Below are 16070 nucleotides of genomic sequence, written 5' to 3'. Positions count from 1 at the left end.
CCACCCAGGCCTGAGGGCAGCCGTCGCGCCCCGCTCGGGTCCACTCCCTTGACGAACCCGGTCGGATTCATGTGACACATGAGGGCCCCACACCAGAGACAGAACGATGCGGTGCAAGAAGAGCGACTGCTCTAGCCCTCCCCCGTGGCTTTTCTCAAGCCGTTCAAGCACCGGCGGCGGCGAGCATAAGCCGACTCCCGCTATGGCCGGTGTTCGCGGTCGCGCTCCTCGCGGCTCCATTCCCCTCGCTCAGCACGGCGAGGTGGGACGGAGCGCTCTTGAGCACGGCCGTCACGGGAGAGTTCGAGGCCGCCATCCCGGCCACAGCGCGCACGTGGAGCTGGTCGCTCCGCCACAGCCTGACCACAGTCATGATCCTGACCGTGATCACGGCCAGCTGACGTTCCAGCGAAGCATTGGAGAAGGATGCTGCGTACGCCCCCCATTTAGCCCCTAGACCGCCTCGGCTGACTCAACATGTGCGCTAGTACATGGTCGCCACGGTGCGGCTTTGTGGCCCTCTTCCACGTGCCCGACAGTCGCCGTGCAGGCCAACCGGAGGGCGAGTCTCCTAGACGGACGTGCATTGGCCGGATCTGGCCTTTCAGCCGAGTGAGCGCGAGGCGTAACCACATCGACTCAAGGTGTAGTTTAGCATTGTGGCGCCAGAACAACCAAGGCGTCAACCTTTCACACACTCCAAAAATAGCCACCATTTCACCAGGAGAATCAATGGAAGAAGCCGGCGGAAATCCTGGAGCCCTACATCAAACAGGAAAGAACGCCGCAGAATTGGCGAATGCAATGTCGGGATTGAAAGATTCATTTTTCACAATCCTAGAGGGGGCAAAAATAGCGGCGAGCGAGGATGATGTCCAAAAAGGCTATTCAGATTTCTGGTCAACCTACGAAGAAAACGTCAGAGAAATAGAAAAGCAGGGGCTGGACATAGCCGAAAATATCGACGCCGCCGGTGCTGAAATCGGCCGCACAGATGCGGAAGCTGAAGATTCCTATTCTGACGCGTGGCCGGGACGCGGGTCATACATGAACTGACATACACAACGCTGCACATGATTAGGAGAGGTTAATAAAGATGGATCTCGAAGAGGCAAATAAGCGAGTCTCCGAAGAATTCGGGCTCATGGGTTTCACTCCAGAAAAGACTGGCGCAAAGGCGGGTACCATTGAAGATTACGCGGAAGATCTTGAAACATTCCAGGAAAGAATTCTCGGCCACTCCGAAGAACTGAGTGATGAATTCGACAGTACCATCTATGACGTGACAGCGTCCGTCGCATGGCAGATTACAAGTGAAAGTAGCTATAACCGTGGCCTCTGGTGCAACACTGCTCTTGCAGTCAAGTACTGTTCAGGAGAAACGAAATCCTGGGCGGACGCAGTCAGAGCTTTCAAAAAGAAACGATCTGACCAAGTGGACGAGTGGTGCACCTTCGTACAGGCTAAACTTTCTCAGCTTCCCCTAAAAAAACAAAAGCCTTTGATTAGCTTTGGTGAAGACGATCCCGCATGTGGATACTTGGACGACTACCACGAAAGCGATCGAAGTAGAGTTCAAAAAATCATTGATGAAGTCACTGAGAAGCGCAGTGACTTGATCGAGAGAGCGCAAAAGAATCACGAAAAGCTGATCGATGAAGCCGAAGCTCATGGAAACAGGCTTTCAGAGGGACTGACACCTGAAAATGTCCGCCGATTGATTGATTCAGGATACATGGGATGGAGCGCCTATAACCTGAAGCCCGAGTGGTCTTTGGACCATGGGTTGATTCCACTGGATCCCGAAAAAGCCGAGGAAGATGCTGAAAAGGTCGCAGAATACTACGGGCCTGGAGCGAAAGAGAAGGATAGCGAATACTGGGAGGCAATGGCCACACTTCAACTCATTACAGGGGCTGGATCTGGCTTGCTAACCAACAACAAGACGAGCGACCCCGCAATAGACTATGTTGACAACTTCTTTGCCCGTCTCGATGAGTTGTCTGGTGACTCAAGCCTACTATCCTACCTCGTAGGCGGTGCGGACGACCCGACCAGCGCACAAATAATTGGCGAGGGTCTTCTCGTTTTGTCTAACGAAGAATACGGTGGATCATTCGAGAGACTTCCAGAAGACGTCCAGCTAGCCGCTACCGGGCCTTCGACGGACGACATGATCCTTCATTCTTTGGGGGAGGATGAACTCGGAGACTACTCAGTTGATGCGTGGGAGGAGGACATCGAAGACCTCTCCTACCTGATGGGCAACGTGCGTCCCGTTTCAGAAGCGGGCGAGGAGTTCTCCATCAGGTTGACTGCCTCCCTGGGGGCGGGGCTCGATGGAGTAAACGGGAAGCCTATAATTGGCGCCATGGATTTTGACGTTGATGAGGCAGTCGGCCCTATTTTGGATGTCTCTCTTCGCAATGAAGATGCCAACTACAACCTGCTCACCGGAAACGGCCCACAACACCCAGAACACGACCTTGACGACACTCTCGAGGGCCTATTCACATACGAATGGAAGGACGAAGGTGAAGTCGTATCAGGTCTCTATGAATGGATCGATCATGATGCTCAAAGTGACGACCTAGAAGAGCGCCAACGCGCGGGGGAAGCGAGCGCCGGCCTAATCAATAGCATCACCTCTCCAGAAATGTACAAATCTCTAACCAACACGGGGGTGAGTGTTACTGAAACAGAACAAGGTAAGGATGGAAAAGAAGTCGAGAACGAGTATCCAGACGCAACATTCACATACTACAACTCGGAACTCGCTCCAGGCTTGGCCGATATTTACGAGAATTACATTACGAGCTTCGCTCGGGCCCCTTATATTGATGACGATTCTTCACTCCAAGATGACGGCATGACCGGCTACGATTCCGATAGGCATCTCATTGGAATGGGAGGGTACGAGGCCGTTTCCTTCTTGCAGTACGTTGTGGCCGATGATGAAACGGCAGGGAGGGCAATCGCATTCTCCGAAAGATACGATTCGGCGCTATTCGATGTTCACCTCGAGACAGGAAGGAACATCGAGCCAAGTCGGGATGGAGGTTCCGTCAAAGGGCTGCTCGATTCAGCAATAAGCAATGAAAACACCTCGAGAAGTCTCGATGTAGACGCAGCAGAAAAGCGTGATCAGAAACTTGCCAAGATTGCTGCCACAGAAGTCAGCGGACTCGCAGGCAGGATTCCAGTCATCGGGTTCGCTCTGGAGAAATCAATCTCCTATGCCACCAGCGAAGATCTGGATAAGGTATTCGAGAGAGATTACAATCCGGCGTCGTCATATAGTAGTAGCACAGGAAACGAAGAAGTACTCCGTAGAATGCAGGCCCGAACATTGGACCAAGGGCTACGGGATGGTGATGACCGCTACATCAACGAAGAAGAATGGGAAACGATAAGGAAGGAACGCCCAAAGGAAACCCAAGACCTCATTGATGCTGAAGTCATTGTGGAAGGGGAGGATGGCCGTCTACACGTTGATACCGATCCAAGTAATTGGGACCGAGACAAATATAAAAGATCGGATCTGGACGACTCTGTCAATGCGGTAGTTGGGGACTTGAACTTCACCGTTGACGGGACCCAAAAATCAGGGGACACCGTATCTGGCGACTACTCGAGATTTTATCACAACAGGTACGAAGAGGTCACAGAGAACCTCAAGTACTCAGAGTCGGATATGAAAAATGGATTCCTAGAAAAGCGGAAGCCGGCTTCGGGGAGTTGAGATGAAAGCCTGTATTGTTTTCCGGGGAGTAATTATTGCAATAGCTGGCCTGATCCTGAACTCTTGTTCCGAACCGGACGCAAGTCAAGGAGATCCCCAGCCCTCCCCTCCATATAACTCGGCTTCCGAGGCAGATTCCCCTGGTCGTGAGTGGGTGACTAGACAGGTACAAGTACAGATCATGCACAGAGAGGTTCAGGTCGAGCAGGACCAGGATTCAATCGACAGTATCGAGAACCTCGAGCAAATATACGGAAATATATTGTCCGAGGCAGGTGTGATCAACGTAGACGGGACTGACTACTCCATCGTCACAAAACAAAGCGATTGGGATATTTTTCGCGAAGAGTGGAGTGATAATGAGCGTCTAAACCAACTTGATCAAGCTCTATATGATTTCACGTCAACGACCCAGCTAGAGCATTGCGGTGAAGACATGAGCGCCACTGACCTCTCTTTTCGGTACCTTGACACAAATTACGACAGAAACAAAGACGAGAATTTTTACATAGAAGACATCCCCGCATACCTTGATTGCGAGAATTGACGCATACCAGTGATTTTGAACCACCGTATTGATATGAAATTAGGAGCGCTATTTCAATCACCTCCGGAATCAAGTGGTCAGTGACACCGGACCAAATTTTCAGGGAAATATATTTCCATAACGGAAAACCATCTCCTCTCGATACCCAACAAAGTAGGCTCCTAATAATTAAGGAGGGGATTTCCGGAAACACTTCTCGGGGTCGGCGTGTAGAGCCGACCCCGAGATTACTCCTCAGCCGAAGAGGCCGAGCAGGTGGGCCAGGAGGACGACGGTGATGACCGTGCAGGAGTAGGGCAGGGCCTCGCCTGCTGTGAAGAGCATCCATTCGCCGTGGGTTCGGCCGGGCGGGAGGAGGCGGGGGCGGCGTGTTCTGTGGTGGGGCCGTCCAGGGGTGGCCTCCAGGTGGGGCGCCGGCCTTGTGGGCGGGAGGTTGCGCAGGTCCAGTGCGCCGGTGTCGATCCTGCGGGCACGCCTGTCGGCGTGGGTCATGCGGACGTCGCCGGTGGTCGGTGTCGCGGCTCGGGCCGCCGGGTTGAGTTGGCGGGTCGTCTCCAGGAGCCAGGGCGGGAGGTCGGCCTCCGGGATGTCGTGGCTCGCACGGGCGTGCGGGGAGCGGAGGAGCGGCGGCCCGTCTCCGGCAGACCCCGGGCGGGGCGCGGTGGTCGGAGGCGTCGATGGTGGGCGCGGCAGTGGGGGGCTCGCCCCGTCCTGCCGTGTGGGCGCTGGGGCACGGTTGAAGCGTCGGCCGTGGTCCCGGGAGAGGACCAGGCGGACGCGGCTGGCGGCCGGCGTTGTCGGGCTGGTGGAAGTCTGTTGTGCGAGTGGGCTGGAGCCGGCGGGTATCGCCGGGTGGCTGTTGCTCATGGGGGGGTCTCCGAGCTGAGCGGTCGGGAGGGACCCGCGGGTGATGGCGGTCGTCCCCATGTCCGGGAGGGAACAGGTCCCGGCGGGGAGAGGTGTCGTCACCGAGGGGCGCGGGCCCTGGGGCTTCGTACGACTCTGGGGGCGCTCCGCCCGGCCCCCTCCTTCCGGGCGGAGCGCGTTTCGGGGGCGGCTACTTCGCGGCTCGTGTGGGCCGGTCCGGGGAGGCCGCCAGGATGGACTCGATCCGCCGGGCGAGGTCGGCGTACTCCTCGACCGGGAGGAGGCGGGTCATCTCGGGCTCGGCGATCTCGCGCTCGAAGCGCTGACCGGGCCAGAGCAGCCACCACCAGGGGCGGGCGGAGACGGCGTCCGGGCGGAGGACGGCCCGCTGGAAGCCGAAGGGGCAGTTGCGGATGCGTGCGGAGTCGCCGCCGTCGGGGTCGAGGATGTAGGCATCGACGACGGAGACGGAGGTGTCGACGGCCGCCCCGAGGCCGCGGGCTTCGATCTCCTTGGCCAGAGCGAAGAGCGGGTGGAGGGGCGAGCCGGTGTAGACGGAAACGGGCATGAGGTCACCACCTGAGGTGCAGGGCCGACCGTTCCGTGGTTGGTCGACCTCTCACTGTGAGTGTGATTTACCTCCGAGGTATTTTTCAAGCGATTCTGTCAACTCGGAGGTAGATTCTCACGGCACCCTGCCCCCGTATGATCACGTCACGGCAGCGACTGGAGGTGGGTGTGATCGAAGAGCACGGCCCGACGGTGCGGCACCGCCGCTTGTCGAACGAGTTGAGGCGGCTCCGGGAGGCGGCCGGCCTCGACACTCTCGACGTGGCCCGGTCGCTGAACTGGGACCGGTCGAAGGTGAACCGCATCGAGCGCAGCCAGTGGAAGCGCCTGAAAGAGGCGGATATCCGAAGTTTGTGCGCGTTGTACGGACTCACCGACGAAGGTCGGATCGCCGCACTCATCGCCATGTCCAAGCAGGCCAAGGAGCAGGGCTGGTGGGTCCGGTACCACGACGTCCTAGGGCCAGGCTCCTACGTGAGCCTCGAATCACAGGCATCCACCATCCGCTTCTTCGGCGCCCTCGTCATCCCCGGACTGCTGCAGACGCCGGCGTACGCACGCGCTCTGATCCGCGCCGGTGGGTTCTCGGAACCATCCGAGATCAAACGCCGCGTGGAGGCGCGCATGGCAAGACAGGAGCTGCTGGAGCGTTCAGACGGTCCCGCCGTCCAGGCCATCATCGACGAAGCGGCCCTGCGCAAGCTCGTCGGCGGTGCCCTCACGATGCGCGAGCAGCTCCTCCACCTCATGCTCTTCAACGAGCAGGGGACGGCGGAAGTACGCATCATCCCCGACAGCGCCGGAGGTCACCCTGGGGTGACCGGTCAGTTCGCGATCCTCGACTTCGTCGCTGCCCAACAGTCCACCGTCGTCTTCATCGATATTTCGCGAGACGGTATCTTCATGGAGGAACCGGAAGAGATCGGGCGTTACGAAGCGAAGTTCGACGGCCTGTCATCGCTCGCCTTGACGCCCGAGGAGACGAATGGCCACTTGGCCCGGATCGTGGACGATCTCAGAGGGGGATGAGGTGCACACCTACTTCACACCCGAATGGCACAAGAGCTCCTACAGCAGCCCCGAAGGACAAGAGTGCGTCGAAGTCACAGGCCCGTGGAGACCCAGCGATCAACCGACCGAACTCGTCCGAGTCCGAGATTCCAAGGCCCCCTCAGCGACGATCCTGTGCTTCCCGAAACACGCCTGGATCGCTTTCACCGAGTTCCTCAAATAGTCAGTATTCCGGAATCCAGAGCCCAAGGTCGATATCGAGACGGCTCACGATTTTATCGACCTCATGCTCGAAGGCCTTCCGCGGGACCAGTTCTTCCCCATTATTCTTCGCCGTGAGCTGGATCTCGTACACCGCGCCACGGGTCCTCACCAATGCCCTGTACGCGGTCTCTCCTGGGCCGGGAGAACCATAGACGTGGTACGACTCATCCGAGTAGTCAGCGGGCTCCGCCACCTCGACCTCTTCCAGACCTTCTTCAAGCCCGCTTCTCTGCTCCCTAAGGTCCCCGGAGGCCACGTCATCCGGAGAGTCGCCACCTTCACCATCGATGATGGCATTGTAAGAGAAAGAGAAGTCCCACCGTTCAATCGAATTGAAGTCAGGGTTCAGCAGCCACTGACAGTTGTCCGAGACGGTACGCCTACCCCCATCACCATCTTGGGCAGTATCCACGAAATCGTCGTCCGTGTCAGTACGCTCAACGCTGAGCCCGGAGATCGTGGGGACCGACTTGACACAGAGATCCAACTCGCCTGGCTCTAGATCTGCAACCGGCTCACCTGTCTCGTCACTGACGGCTCCTCCGCCGGCGTTCGGCGGTGTCTCCTCTTCCCCTCCAGTGATCGTGGAGACAAAAAGGCGGAGAACACCGACGATCACGCCCATCACGATGAAAGCGGCCGCGGTTCCCGAAACGAAGACGACGAGGAACGCCTTCCAACCGTGCAGCCCCTTCTTCCGCGGGCGCCTGCTCGCTGTCTCCTCGGCCATGTTCTCTCTGAACCTCACCTAGGGGTTCTGCTGCTCCAACTGCGCCTTCACGTCCGGGTGCTCCAACGGCCTCGTGAAGCCGAGGATGTCCGCACGATTCGGGTCATCATACTCACGCGTCGCGATCGGTCCGCAGTCGGTGCACCATGCCTCCACCATCAAGCCATCGCCGATGACCATTCCGACATGCCCCGGCCCCGGGGGCTCATTGGAGCGGCTCACGTCGAAGAACACGAGGTCTCCCGGCTGTTCCTCTCCTTGTGGGATCTCCGGTCCGAACGTCCACTGGTCCTGGGAGATCCTCGGTATGGAAACGCCGATGCTCGCATAAGCCTTCATCGTCAGACCGGAGCAGTCGAAGGTGTCCGGCCCCGTCGCTCCGTACACGTAGGACTTGCCGCGCTGCGCCAGGGCCCAATCGACGACGGCCTGCGAAGCCTCGTCCGGAGCCTCGCCGATCGGAGCCCCTTTGGCGTCCACCGTGCAGTTCACCGCGGTCTCGATCGCTCCGCTGGCATTGAAGTCGCCATCGGCGTACCTTTCAGCCCACTCCAGGACATCGTCCACGTACCACCACGCGTGGTTGTAGCCGTAGATGGCCTCGCGGACGTCGTCCTTGATCCCGTGAGCGATCAGGTAGTCGGCGGCCGCAGGGATCGCGTCCTCAGGGTCGTACACACTGACGACACCGTCCTCGTTCCCGTCCTGGCCGTAGCCCTCTTCCGGGCGGTCATCGGCGTCCATGATCGGCTCGCCGCCCCAGCTGTTGCCGGCGGCGGACCCGTCCAAGGCGCCGAACTGCATCGGCCCCGCAGCGCCCCAGTCGTTGTGCCCCTCCGTGATCCCCGGCCCGTCCCAGCGCCCGTGCTTGCTCTCCACCTGCCCGACTCCGGCAAGGATGTTCCAGGGGATCCCCTTCTCGTCGCCCCACTCCTTGTACAGCTCCAGGTAGTTCTGCGGGATGGAGTCCTCCGCATATCCGCTGCTCTGAGCCTGCTGCGCTGCGGGGTCGGAAGAGCACTGAAGGCCGCTCATCGCCATGTACCCCGCCGGCTGCAGGACTGCGAGCGGGAGCACGACGATGACCACTACGAGGACTCCGGTGATCAGGAGTCCGGCGCCGATCGCCAGCCGCGTTGCGCAGGAGCCGGCGTCCTTCCGTGACGGATCGATGTAGAGGGAGATCATTCGGGCACCTGCCGATAGGGGGTCAGCTCATACGACAAGATCGTTCCGGGCGGGGTCATCCCCCGCCCAGGTTTCCCGCGTCGGCAGGCTGAAAGTCGTAGACCACCCACTGCCCGCCGTCCTTCTGCACGGTCACGGCGTAGTCGCCGAGGTCCTCGTCCGCCCCGTCGTCGTCCCGGACGATGGACTGCGCCGTCACCACGAACACGATCGATTCTTCACTGAAGCTCCGGATCGACCGGACATCGGCCCGGCCCTGCGCCACGGTCTCCTGCTCTGCCTTCTCCTCCCAGAGCGCTCCCGCGCCTGAACTCTGGGCGAGCGAATCCGCGTAGTCAGAGGCGGCGAGTTCCTCCAAGGAAGCGAAGTAGTCCTCACGAGGCGCGGAGTAGTCGATGGTCCCGTACGCCTCGGCGAACCCCTGCGCCGTCGCCGCTGCCGCCTTCAGTTCGTCCTCGTCGAAGGGCAGCCAGTCGAGCACCTGCATGTCCTCCACAGCTGTGGTCGGGATTGGGCTGGGCATGGCCGTCGCAGGCCCGCCCGGATCGGCACGGTCGGTATCACTGCCGCCCGCCCGCTGTTCCTGGCCACTCTGCGCCTGGTCTTCGTCGCCCCCGAAACCACCGACGCTCAGATAGATACCGAAGGCGACGAGGACGACCACGAGCGCACCGAAGACGAACCTTTGCTGACGATCGCTCAGTGTCCGGGGCATGGCTGATGCTTTCTCTGCTCACCGTTCGGAAGGGGTGCTTCTCGGCCCCACCGGCTCATCAGTCGCCGTCCTTCAGCCAGAAGGGCACGTCCTTGTCGGCACGCCGCTGGGAACCGGTCCCCGTCCAGAAGGGACTAATCGGTCGATCCCTGTCCTTGTCTCCGGACTTGAACCAGTTCCCCCCCTCCTTCGAGCCGCTCGCGGCAGGCGGTGGCGCCTGCCGAGGCGGCGCGGGCCGCTCCCGGCGCGACCGGGGGCCGCCCCAGCGGGACCCCTTGTTCACATTGCCCTGCGGAGGAGTGGCCTCCCGCCCCTGGAAGATCCCCGCGCCGCTTGTCGGCGACGGGTCGTTCCTCGACGGTGCATCAGCCGCCCGTGAGTCACCGCCTGCGCCTGAGCGCTGGCCGCTTCCACTCCCGGTACCGAACACGGACGCCCACCCCGTGTCCCCGGTGCCGCGGTAGCCGCCGGCGGGGCGCGGCGGGATCGAACCGGATCCGCCTCCTTGGCCGCCGGAGCTCGGGCCCGCTCCCCCACTGTGCGCTGCGGCCCCGCCCAGGCTGGGGGCCTGGTCGGCGGACTTCGGGGGAGGGGCAGAGGATGCCGTGCTGGGAGCCTCCTTGCCGCCGGTGGAGCCGAGCTTGAGTGGCGGCGGCCCCGACTTGCCATGAGCATGGCCGTAACCGGCGGAGCCGCGCACCCTCCGCCCCTCACCGCGCACAGCACCGCCTTCGGAGTCGGCCTGGTCGGGAGCCCCTTGTGCGGCCGCACGCCCGGCGTCCTGCTGGTCCCCACCCCCTGCGGCTCCGGCAGGCACCGCACCTGCGGCACCGGCAAGCTGAGGCGCTCGCCTGAGCCCCCACTTCTGTGCACGCATGTAGGCCACCGGCGGAAGGACGTTCGCGCTCTGGCTCAACGTGCGACTCTGCATGGCGTCATTGACCATGCGCGATGTGAAGGTGTTCGCATTGACCGATGCGAACAGGTGGGCGAACGGCTTGCGATAGATGAAGAGGGCCAGGGTGAAGAGCGCCAGCAGGATCATCTGCAGCCCCCACCCAAGCCCGGATCCCATGATGATGCCGTAGCACATCACGAGCAACGCGATCAGCATAACTATGAAGATCTGCTTGAGGAGGAGGCCGAAGAGCATCTCCAGCCACCTCAGAAGAACGGTCCGGCCGTAGCCTGGATGGACTCCGATCAACAGAAACACCGGAGCCAACAGGAGCAACAGCAGGAACCCGATCTTCAGGACGATGAGAGCCACCGAGCCTGCAAGGATCAGTCCACCGGCGAACACCGCAGCGAAGAGCGCGAGTACCGCCACGCCGAGCCGGTCCCCTTGCTGGTCACCCGCGAACAGCGGATGCACGCCAGGGTAGGTTTCCTCGATCTCGGAGGCAATATCCTCGTACTGCTCTTGCTTATCTGCGATGAGCTCGGCTGCGTCGACCTCTCCGTCGGCAATCTGCTGTTGCTCGATCCTGTTGATGCCCTGAGCCTCTAGAAGGTCGACGGCGTAACGGGAAGTAGCGCTCTCCGCCACATCGCCGTTTCCGAAGGTCCCGGCCACCCAGGGCTGACAGACCAGGCTGCTCCACAGCATGTTCGCGTTCTGACGGACCGCGAAGTCGCTGTCTGATTCCCATCCGGCCTGCTGTACCGGCTCCGCCCCGGCAGGGCAGGAGGTCGTCCCGGTACTGACGGACACCCTTGAAACAGCCGAGTTCACCAGTTGGGTCCCCGAGTTCACCAACCCACTGGCCATGTTCAGGATCTGTCCGGGCTGCACCAGGATCCAGATGCCCAGCGCGGTCGCAAGGACCATCCAGATCGTGCTCTCGATCGTCAGCGTCACGCGCTTGCGGATGAGCCCGTACCAACCGAGCCAGATCGCGCCGAGAATGATGACGGTCGGAAGCAGGGGGCGCCAGATCCCCTCGCGGAGCTGGGTGATGACGCTCTCGACCATCGAGTTGAAGTCGTCCAGCAGACCGTCCGAGGTCGCCGCCTGGTAGACGGTGATCGTGGACTGGTTGATGGTCTTCGACAGGTCCCACGCCGAGTTGGTGAGCGTCGCGGTCGCACTGGACGACATCTTGTCGACGCAGGACTCGCGGATGACGTGCCACTGCTGGCCCGCCGTCCCGTACTGGCCATAGATGCTCGCGTCCGGCGGCAGCCCGTCCTCGGAGCCGACGATCGACGACTGGGACTGCGGCGGTACGAGAAGGCCGTCCGAACCACTCCCCGCAGTCTCCGGCTGCGGCGCCGGCTCTCCTGGGCATAGCGGGTTCGCCTGTGCCGGCCCCAATGGCACCAGCAGGAACGCCATCACCAAGAGCGCCATCGACAGCGACCGGCGGAGCCCCGGCCTCTGCGCCCCCTGCCCCGCCGCCCTCTCCGGAGGCGGCTCGGCTCCGCCCTCGCCCGCTGTCGGTGACAGGCTCGCCTCCGGACCCGCCTCCGGGCCCGCCACCGCAGCTCGCCGCTTGCGCCGTCCCGCACCCACTCGTCCGCGCCCCAGCCGCATGATCACCGTTCCTGCCCGTTGCCCCTGCCGGTGCTCACCAAGGCCTCCGCACCCTCGAAGACCTCGGTGTCCTCCTCATCCGGGTGATGCCGTGTCGGGTTGGTGTCCAGCCACCTCAGAAGCTCCTCCGACACCAGATCGACGGAGATCCGCCCCGCCCGTCCGTCCAGATCGCGGAAGATGCATTCGCCGTTGCCGAGGTTCCTGAGCATCGCCATATGGTCCTCCTCGGTTTCCACCCCTAGGAGCGACATGACGCTCTCCACCTCGAACCGCTCACTGGAGCGGAACGCGAACACACTGGACAGACAGTTGGTCACCTGTTCATTGAGGAGGTCGCCGGCGTTCTGGCTGACGAGGATGAGCGCCGTGTTGCGCGAGCGGCCCATGCGGCTCACTTCGGGCACCAGCTTCGCGCCCTCCGGGGTGGAGGTCACCGCCCACGCCTCGTCCAGGAAGATCGCCTTGGGGAGGTGCCGGTCCAGCCCGTTCATCAGCTCACGGGCGAACTGGCTCACCAGGTACAGCAGGGCGACGCTGAGTCGCTGTTCGTAGGAGTAGTCCTCGCGCTGGATGGTCGAGTCCGGGAGCGTCAGGCCGCCCAGGGTGAAGACCGTCGTCCACCCCTCGGAGTCCACCTGTGCGTCGCCTTGGGGAGAGAAGCACAGGTTCGCCAGGCGCATCTCCGACATGGACTGCAGCACCGCGCCCAGGTTCCGCGACGCCGGGTCGTGGGACCTGTCCAGGTACTGCACGACCTTGGCCAGGCTGGGCTCGGGCTGGTTGGCGACCGCCGCCACGGCCTGGATCATCGCCGACTCGCGCTCCTCGCTCATGCGGGGCAGCAGCAGCCGCAGCGTCTCCGTGGCCATGGTCTTCTTGGACGGCAGGTCGTCCCCGAACGCGAACGGGTCGAGCAGGCCGGGCTGCGCCGACTCCAGGGACATGATGCGGGCCTTGCGCCCCCGCCGCTGGAGCAGCCGCACCAGCGATTCGGCGTCGCCCTTGGGGTCGATGGCCGCGACCGTGACGCCGCGCAGCGCCAGCTGGTAGATGAGCAGCAGCGCCAGCGTGGTCTTGCCGCCGCCGGGCTCACCGGTGATGGCGATGGCGGTGGGCCGGTTGCGGGCCGCCGCCACCAGCGGGTCGAAGTGCACGATGGAGCGCGCGCGCCCGAGGGTCTCCCCGATGTAGGGCCCGGTCCACCCGCCGCCGCCCTGGCTCGGGTCGCGCCGGTCCCCCAGGTCGACGGTGGCGGTCGGCATGCCGCCGGCGATGGTGCGCAGCGGCTGCCGCTGGGCGTAGGCGCTGAGCCGGATGCGGTCGCCCGGCAGCGACTCGTTGAACAGCGACAGCTGGTCGCCGGTGGAGTTCACGATGTCGATGCCGATGTCCCGGTAGTGCTCGACGACCGCCTCGACCCGCTGCGCCAGCAGCTCCTCGGTCGGCGCCGACACCATCAGCCGGTGCCACCCGTAGACGAACGGCAGCCGCTCCTTGGTGATGCCGTGCTCCAGCATCCTGGCGGCGTCGATCTGCTCGGCCAGGGCGATCGGCATGTCCGCCCCCGCCTCGCGGATGTGGGCGTCCATGTCGCGCGCGTGGGCGAGCTTGCGGCTGACGTCCTTGCTCGCCTTGGCTGGCGGGATCAGCTTCATCCGGGCGCTGATCTCCACCGGGAACGGGAGGGCGTCCGAATAGTGCATCCACGGTTCGCCCTCCGGGAAGGGCATCAGGTCGGGGAACCGGGAGAAGGACAGGTAGGCGACATAGGTGTCGCCCATGGGCTGCTCCAGGCGCAGCATGGAGCGCCCGTTGTGGATGACGCCCTCCACCAGCTGCTCGATCTCGCCGCGCCCCCACGTGCGCCGCCCCGCGGCCGAGGGCCGGGGCTCCTCTACCGTGCCGGTGACCGCGTGCCTGAGGAGCCAGGCGATCTGGTTGGCGGTGGCGTGCTTGGCGTGCAGGGAGCTGGCCGCCAGCGCGCGGCCGAGGCGCTCGGACTGGTCGGTCCAGCGCGCGATCTCCTTGGCGTCGATGGCCGCGTCCTCGATGCCCAGCGCCTGCTCCGAGCGCTGGTAGGCGCCGAGCAGCTGGGCGAACACCCCCTGGGTGAACTGGCCGCGGACGCCGCCCCGCATGCCCAGGCGCACGCCCAGGTAGACCTCCTTGGTCCAGAAGTCCTTGGCCCACACGTGGCGGTACATCTCGTCGAGGTAGTCGTACCAGCCCGGCCCCGAGTCGGAGGTGTCGTCCAGGCGGGTCGCCCACTGGGCCGCCGGGTAGGTGCGGTGGGCGATGCGCAGGTGGACCTCCGCGTCGTCCATCCGGATGGCGGCCAGCGCGATGGTGATGTTGTTGGCGAGCGCCTCGCGCTCCTCCGGGGTGGAGAACTCGTAGGAGACGGTCGGCAGCCTGAAGTACGCCCACGCCTCGGAGTCGCTGAGCAGGACGCGGTCGTCGAAGTAGCGGACCGCGAGGCGGCTGCCGCCCTTGCTGCCGTTCATCGGTGCCCCTCCCGGGTGGTGGTCGTTGCGCGTGCTTCCTCCCGTGTTGATCTCGGGAGAAACGCCCCTAAATCCGTGCTTGTAGGGTCACTTTTCCCGAGATCAACGCGGAGGGGTGGGCACAGGGCTGTGGAAAGCGCCCGTTCGGAGCGTGGACGGCGGACAGTGTCCTCATGCCCAGACACCCTGACGTACCTCCGTCGCTGCTCAACGGCCCGTTCCTCGGTCGGGAAGCAGTCGGCCGAGGGCTCCTCACCCCACGTCAGCTTCGCGGCACATCCTGGACGTGGCTGGGAAGCGGTGTTTACACCCACGTGTCCACTCGACCGGATTCCCTCCACACGCTGCTGCACGCGCTCACGCTTGTGCTGCCTTCCGGCGCTGTGGTCGGAGGATCCGCAGCCGCACTGCTGCACGGCGCCGACTATCGGCGCGACACCGATCCCGTACCCGTCATCGTCCCGCGCGACATCGAGGTACACCCGATCCGGATCCGCAACCTTCCTGTCAAGGTCACCCACGCCGAACTGCTCACAGAGGACGTGACCAGGATGTTCGGCATCCCGGTCACCGCTCCATTGCGGACCGCCTTCGACCTGACGCGATCGACCGCCCCCGCCCGGAGGACGCCCAGCTCCGGAGACCTGCGCGAGAACGTGGCGGCACTGAACGCCCTGCTCTCGGTCGGGCGGGACCAGGCACAGGCCCATGGTCCCCTGTTCACCCCCGAGCAGTTTCGGTCCTATGTCGCCCGCGAACGTTTCTACCGCTGGCGTGGCGTCAGGAGGGCGGCCGCCGTCGCCGAGTTCGCTCACCCAGAGGCGGAATCGCCCGAAGAGTCGCGCCTGCTGATGGATCTGGTCGGAGCCGGGCTCCCCGTGCCGGAGCTGCAGTACGAGATCGGCATCGGCACGGGCGGGAGACGGCGCGCACGGCTCGACCTGTGCTATGTGTTCGACCAGGGGGAGACACTCGTCGCCATCGAATACGACGGCGAGGTACACAAGGACCGCAGGCATGAGGACGTTGAACGCTGGCAGCTCATCCGGGACCAAGGCGTCCGGTTCTACGTCGTGACCTCGAAGACCCGCGACACCGTCCTGCCTTCGGCGATGGCCGATGTGAAGGCGCGCCTGCGGCGACAGGGAGTCGTGGTAGGCGACTACCACCCGCGACAGGCGGCACGCGTACAGCGCGAGACGGCCGAACGCTTGCGCCTCGCTCGAGAGGCGGCCGAACGCGACTCCCCGTCGCATCATCCCCCGCAGCGCCGACTCCCCTACACCTACCAAACACCCCCTCGTTGATCTCGGGAAATTAGACCCTACAAGCGCGGTTTTAGGGGCGTTTTTCCCGAGATCAACGAAGAGGGGGGCGGCGATGGCGGGGAGGC

The 16070-nt window shown here is 63.1% G+C and carries 12 protein-coding genes; 6 read left to right on the top strand and 6 right to left on the bottom strand.

Annotated elements, in window-relative coordinates:
• Nucleotides 1-657 precede the first annotated feature (657 nt).
• The 3 genes from C892_RS31225 to C892_RS31215 are packed head-to-tail and all read left to right on the top strand — an operon-like array spanning nucleotide 658 to nucleotide 4289.
• Nucleotides 658-1056 (top strand): hypothetical protein, encoded by a 399-nt coding sequence (locus C892_RS31225; protein WP_152513354.1) that lies wholly within the window; start codon nucleotides 658-660, stop codon nucleotides 1054-1056.
• A 40-nt stretch (nucleotides 1057-1096) separates the two neighbouring features.
• On the top strand, nucleotides 1097-3742 hold the full coding sequence (locus C892_RS31220; RefSeq protein ID WP_152513353.1) for a TPR repeat domain-containing protein: 2646 nt from the start codon (nucleotides 1097-1099) through the stop codon (nucleotides 3740-3742).
• A gap of 1 nt (nucleotide 3743) precedes the next feature.
• Entirely contained in the window at nucleotides 3744-4289 is a 546-nt protein-coding gene (locus tag C892_RS31215; RefSeq protein ID WP_152513352.1) for a hypothetical protein, read from the top strand.
• 1057 nt (nucleotides 4290-5346) lie between these two features.
• Here the strand turns inward: C892_RS31215 and C892_RS0106695 are convergent.
• Nucleotides 5347-5724 (bottom strand): hypothetical protein, encoded by a 378-nt coding sequence (locus C892_RS0106695; protein ID WP_017540172.1) that lies wholly within the window; start codon nucleotides 5722-5724, stop codon nucleotides 5347-5349.
• 170 nt (nucleotides 5725-5894) lie between these two features.
• Here C892_RS0106695 and C892_RS0106690 point away from each other — a divergent pair, with 170 nt between their 5' ends.
• Nucleotides 5895-6755: a helix-turn-helix domain-containing protein gene (locus C892_RS0106690; protein WP_239647287.1), complete on the top strand. Its 861-nt coding sequence runs from the start codon at nucleotides 5895-5897 to the stop codon at nucleotides 6753-6755.
• Nucleotides 6712-6960 (top strand): DUF397 domain-containing protein, encoded by a 249-nt coding sequence (locus C892_RS30390; protein ID WP_083934330.1) that lies wholly within the window; start codon nucleotides 6712-6714, stop codon nucleotides 6958-6960. The genes C892_RS0106690 and C892_RS30390 overlap by 44 nt, the downstream gene beginning before the upstream one ends.
• On the opposite strand, the gene C892_RS0106685 is transcribed toward C892_RS30390, so the two are convergent.
• From C892_RS0106685 to C892_RS0106665, 5 genes are all read right to left on the bottom strand, one after another.
• The gene (locus C892_RS0106685; protein ID WP_239647286.1) at nucleotides 6961-7731 is read right to left on the bottom strand and encodes a hypothetical protein; all 771 of its coding nucleotides are present in this window, start codon (nucleotides 7729-7731) and stop codon (nucleotides 6961-6963) included.
• 18 nt (nucleotides 7732-7749) lie between these two features.
• The gene (locus tag C892_RS0106680) at nucleotides 7750-8919 is read right to left on the bottom strand and encodes a C40 family peptidase (RefSeq protein WP_017556588.1); all 1170 of its coding nucleotides are present in this window, start codon (nucleotides 8917-8919) and stop codon (nucleotides 7750-7752) included.
• A gap of 55 nt (nucleotides 8920-8974) precedes the next feature.
• Entirely contained in the window at nucleotides 8975-9634 is a 660-nt protein-coding gene (locus C892_RS0106675) for a hypothetical protein (protein ID WP_017556587.1), read from the bottom strand.
• Between the two features lie 58 nt (nucleotides 9635-9692).
• The gene (locus C892_RS0106670; RefSeq protein ID WP_239647285.1) at nucleotides 9693-11972 is read right to left on the bottom strand and encodes a type IV secretion system protein; all 2280 of its coding nucleotides are present in this window, start codon (nucleotides 11970-11972) and stop codon (nucleotides 9693-9695) included.
• Between the two features lie 200 nt (nucleotides 11973-12172).
• Nucleotides 12173-14677 (bottom strand): ATP-binding protein, encoded by a 2505-nt coding sequence (locus C892_RS0106665; protein WP_017556586.1) that lies wholly within the window; start codon nucleotides 14675-14677, stop codon nucleotides 12173-12175.
• 314 nt (nucleotides 14678-14991) lie between these two features.
• On the opposite strand from C892_RS0106665, the gene C892_RS0106660 reads away from it, so the two are divergent.
• Nucleotides 14992-15984: a type IV toxin-antitoxin system AbiEi family antitoxin gene (locus tag C892_RS0106660; protein WP_017556585.1), complete on the top strand. Its 993-nt coding sequence runs from the start codon at nucleotides 14992-14994 to the stop codon at nucleotides 15982-15984.
• The last annotated feature ends 86 nt before the right edge of the window (nucleotides 15985-16070 follow it).

The sequence above is a fragment of the Nocardiopsis baichengensis YIM 90130 genome, assembly GCF_000341205.1.
In the GTDB taxonomy this organism is placed as follows: domain Bacteria; phylum Actinomycetota; class Actinomycetes; order Streptosporangiales; family Streptosporangiaceae; genus Nocardiopsis_A; species Nocardiopsis_A halophila.
Note: the sequence above shows the minus strand (reverse complement) of the source record. Positions and strands in the feature narration are given on the sequence as shown.

Coding starts and splice junctions, on each gene's coding strand:
- C892_RS31220 (WP_152513353.1), top strand. CDS start 1,097: ATGGATCTCGAAGAGGCAAATAAGCGAGTCTCCGAAGAATTCGGGCTC.
- C892_RS31215 (WP_152513352.1), top strand. CDS start 3,744: ATGAAAGCCTGTATTGTTTTCCGGGGAGTAATTATTGCAATAGCTGGC.
- C892_RS0106695 (WP_017540172.1), bottom strand. CDS start 5,724: ATGCCCGTTTCCGTCTACACCGGCTCGCCCCTCCACCCGCTCTTCGCT.
- C892_RS30390 (WP_083934330.1), top strand. CDS start 6,712: ATGGCCACTTGGCCCGGATCGTGGACGATCTCAGAGGGGGATGAGGTG.
- C892_RS0106685 (WP_239647286.1), bottom strand. CDS start 7,731: ATGGCCGAGGAGACAGCGAGCAGGCGCCCGCGGAAGAAGGGGCTGCAC.
- C892_RS0106680 (WP_017556588.1), bottom strand. CDS start 8,919: ATGATCTCCCTCTACATCGATCCGTCACGGAAGGACGCCGGCTCCTGC.
- C892_RS0106675 (WP_017556587.1), bottom strand. CDS start 9,634: ATGCCCCGGACACTGAGCGATCGTCAGCAAAGGTTCGTCTTCGGTGCG.
- C892_RS0106670 (WP_239647285.1), bottom strand. CDS start 11,972: ATGGCGTTCCTGCTGGTGCCATTGGGGCCGGCACAGGCGAACCCGCTA.
- C892_RS0106665 (WP_017556586.1), bottom strand. CDS start 14,677: ATGAACGGCAGCAAGGGCGGCAGCCGCCTCGCGGTCCGCTACTTCGAC.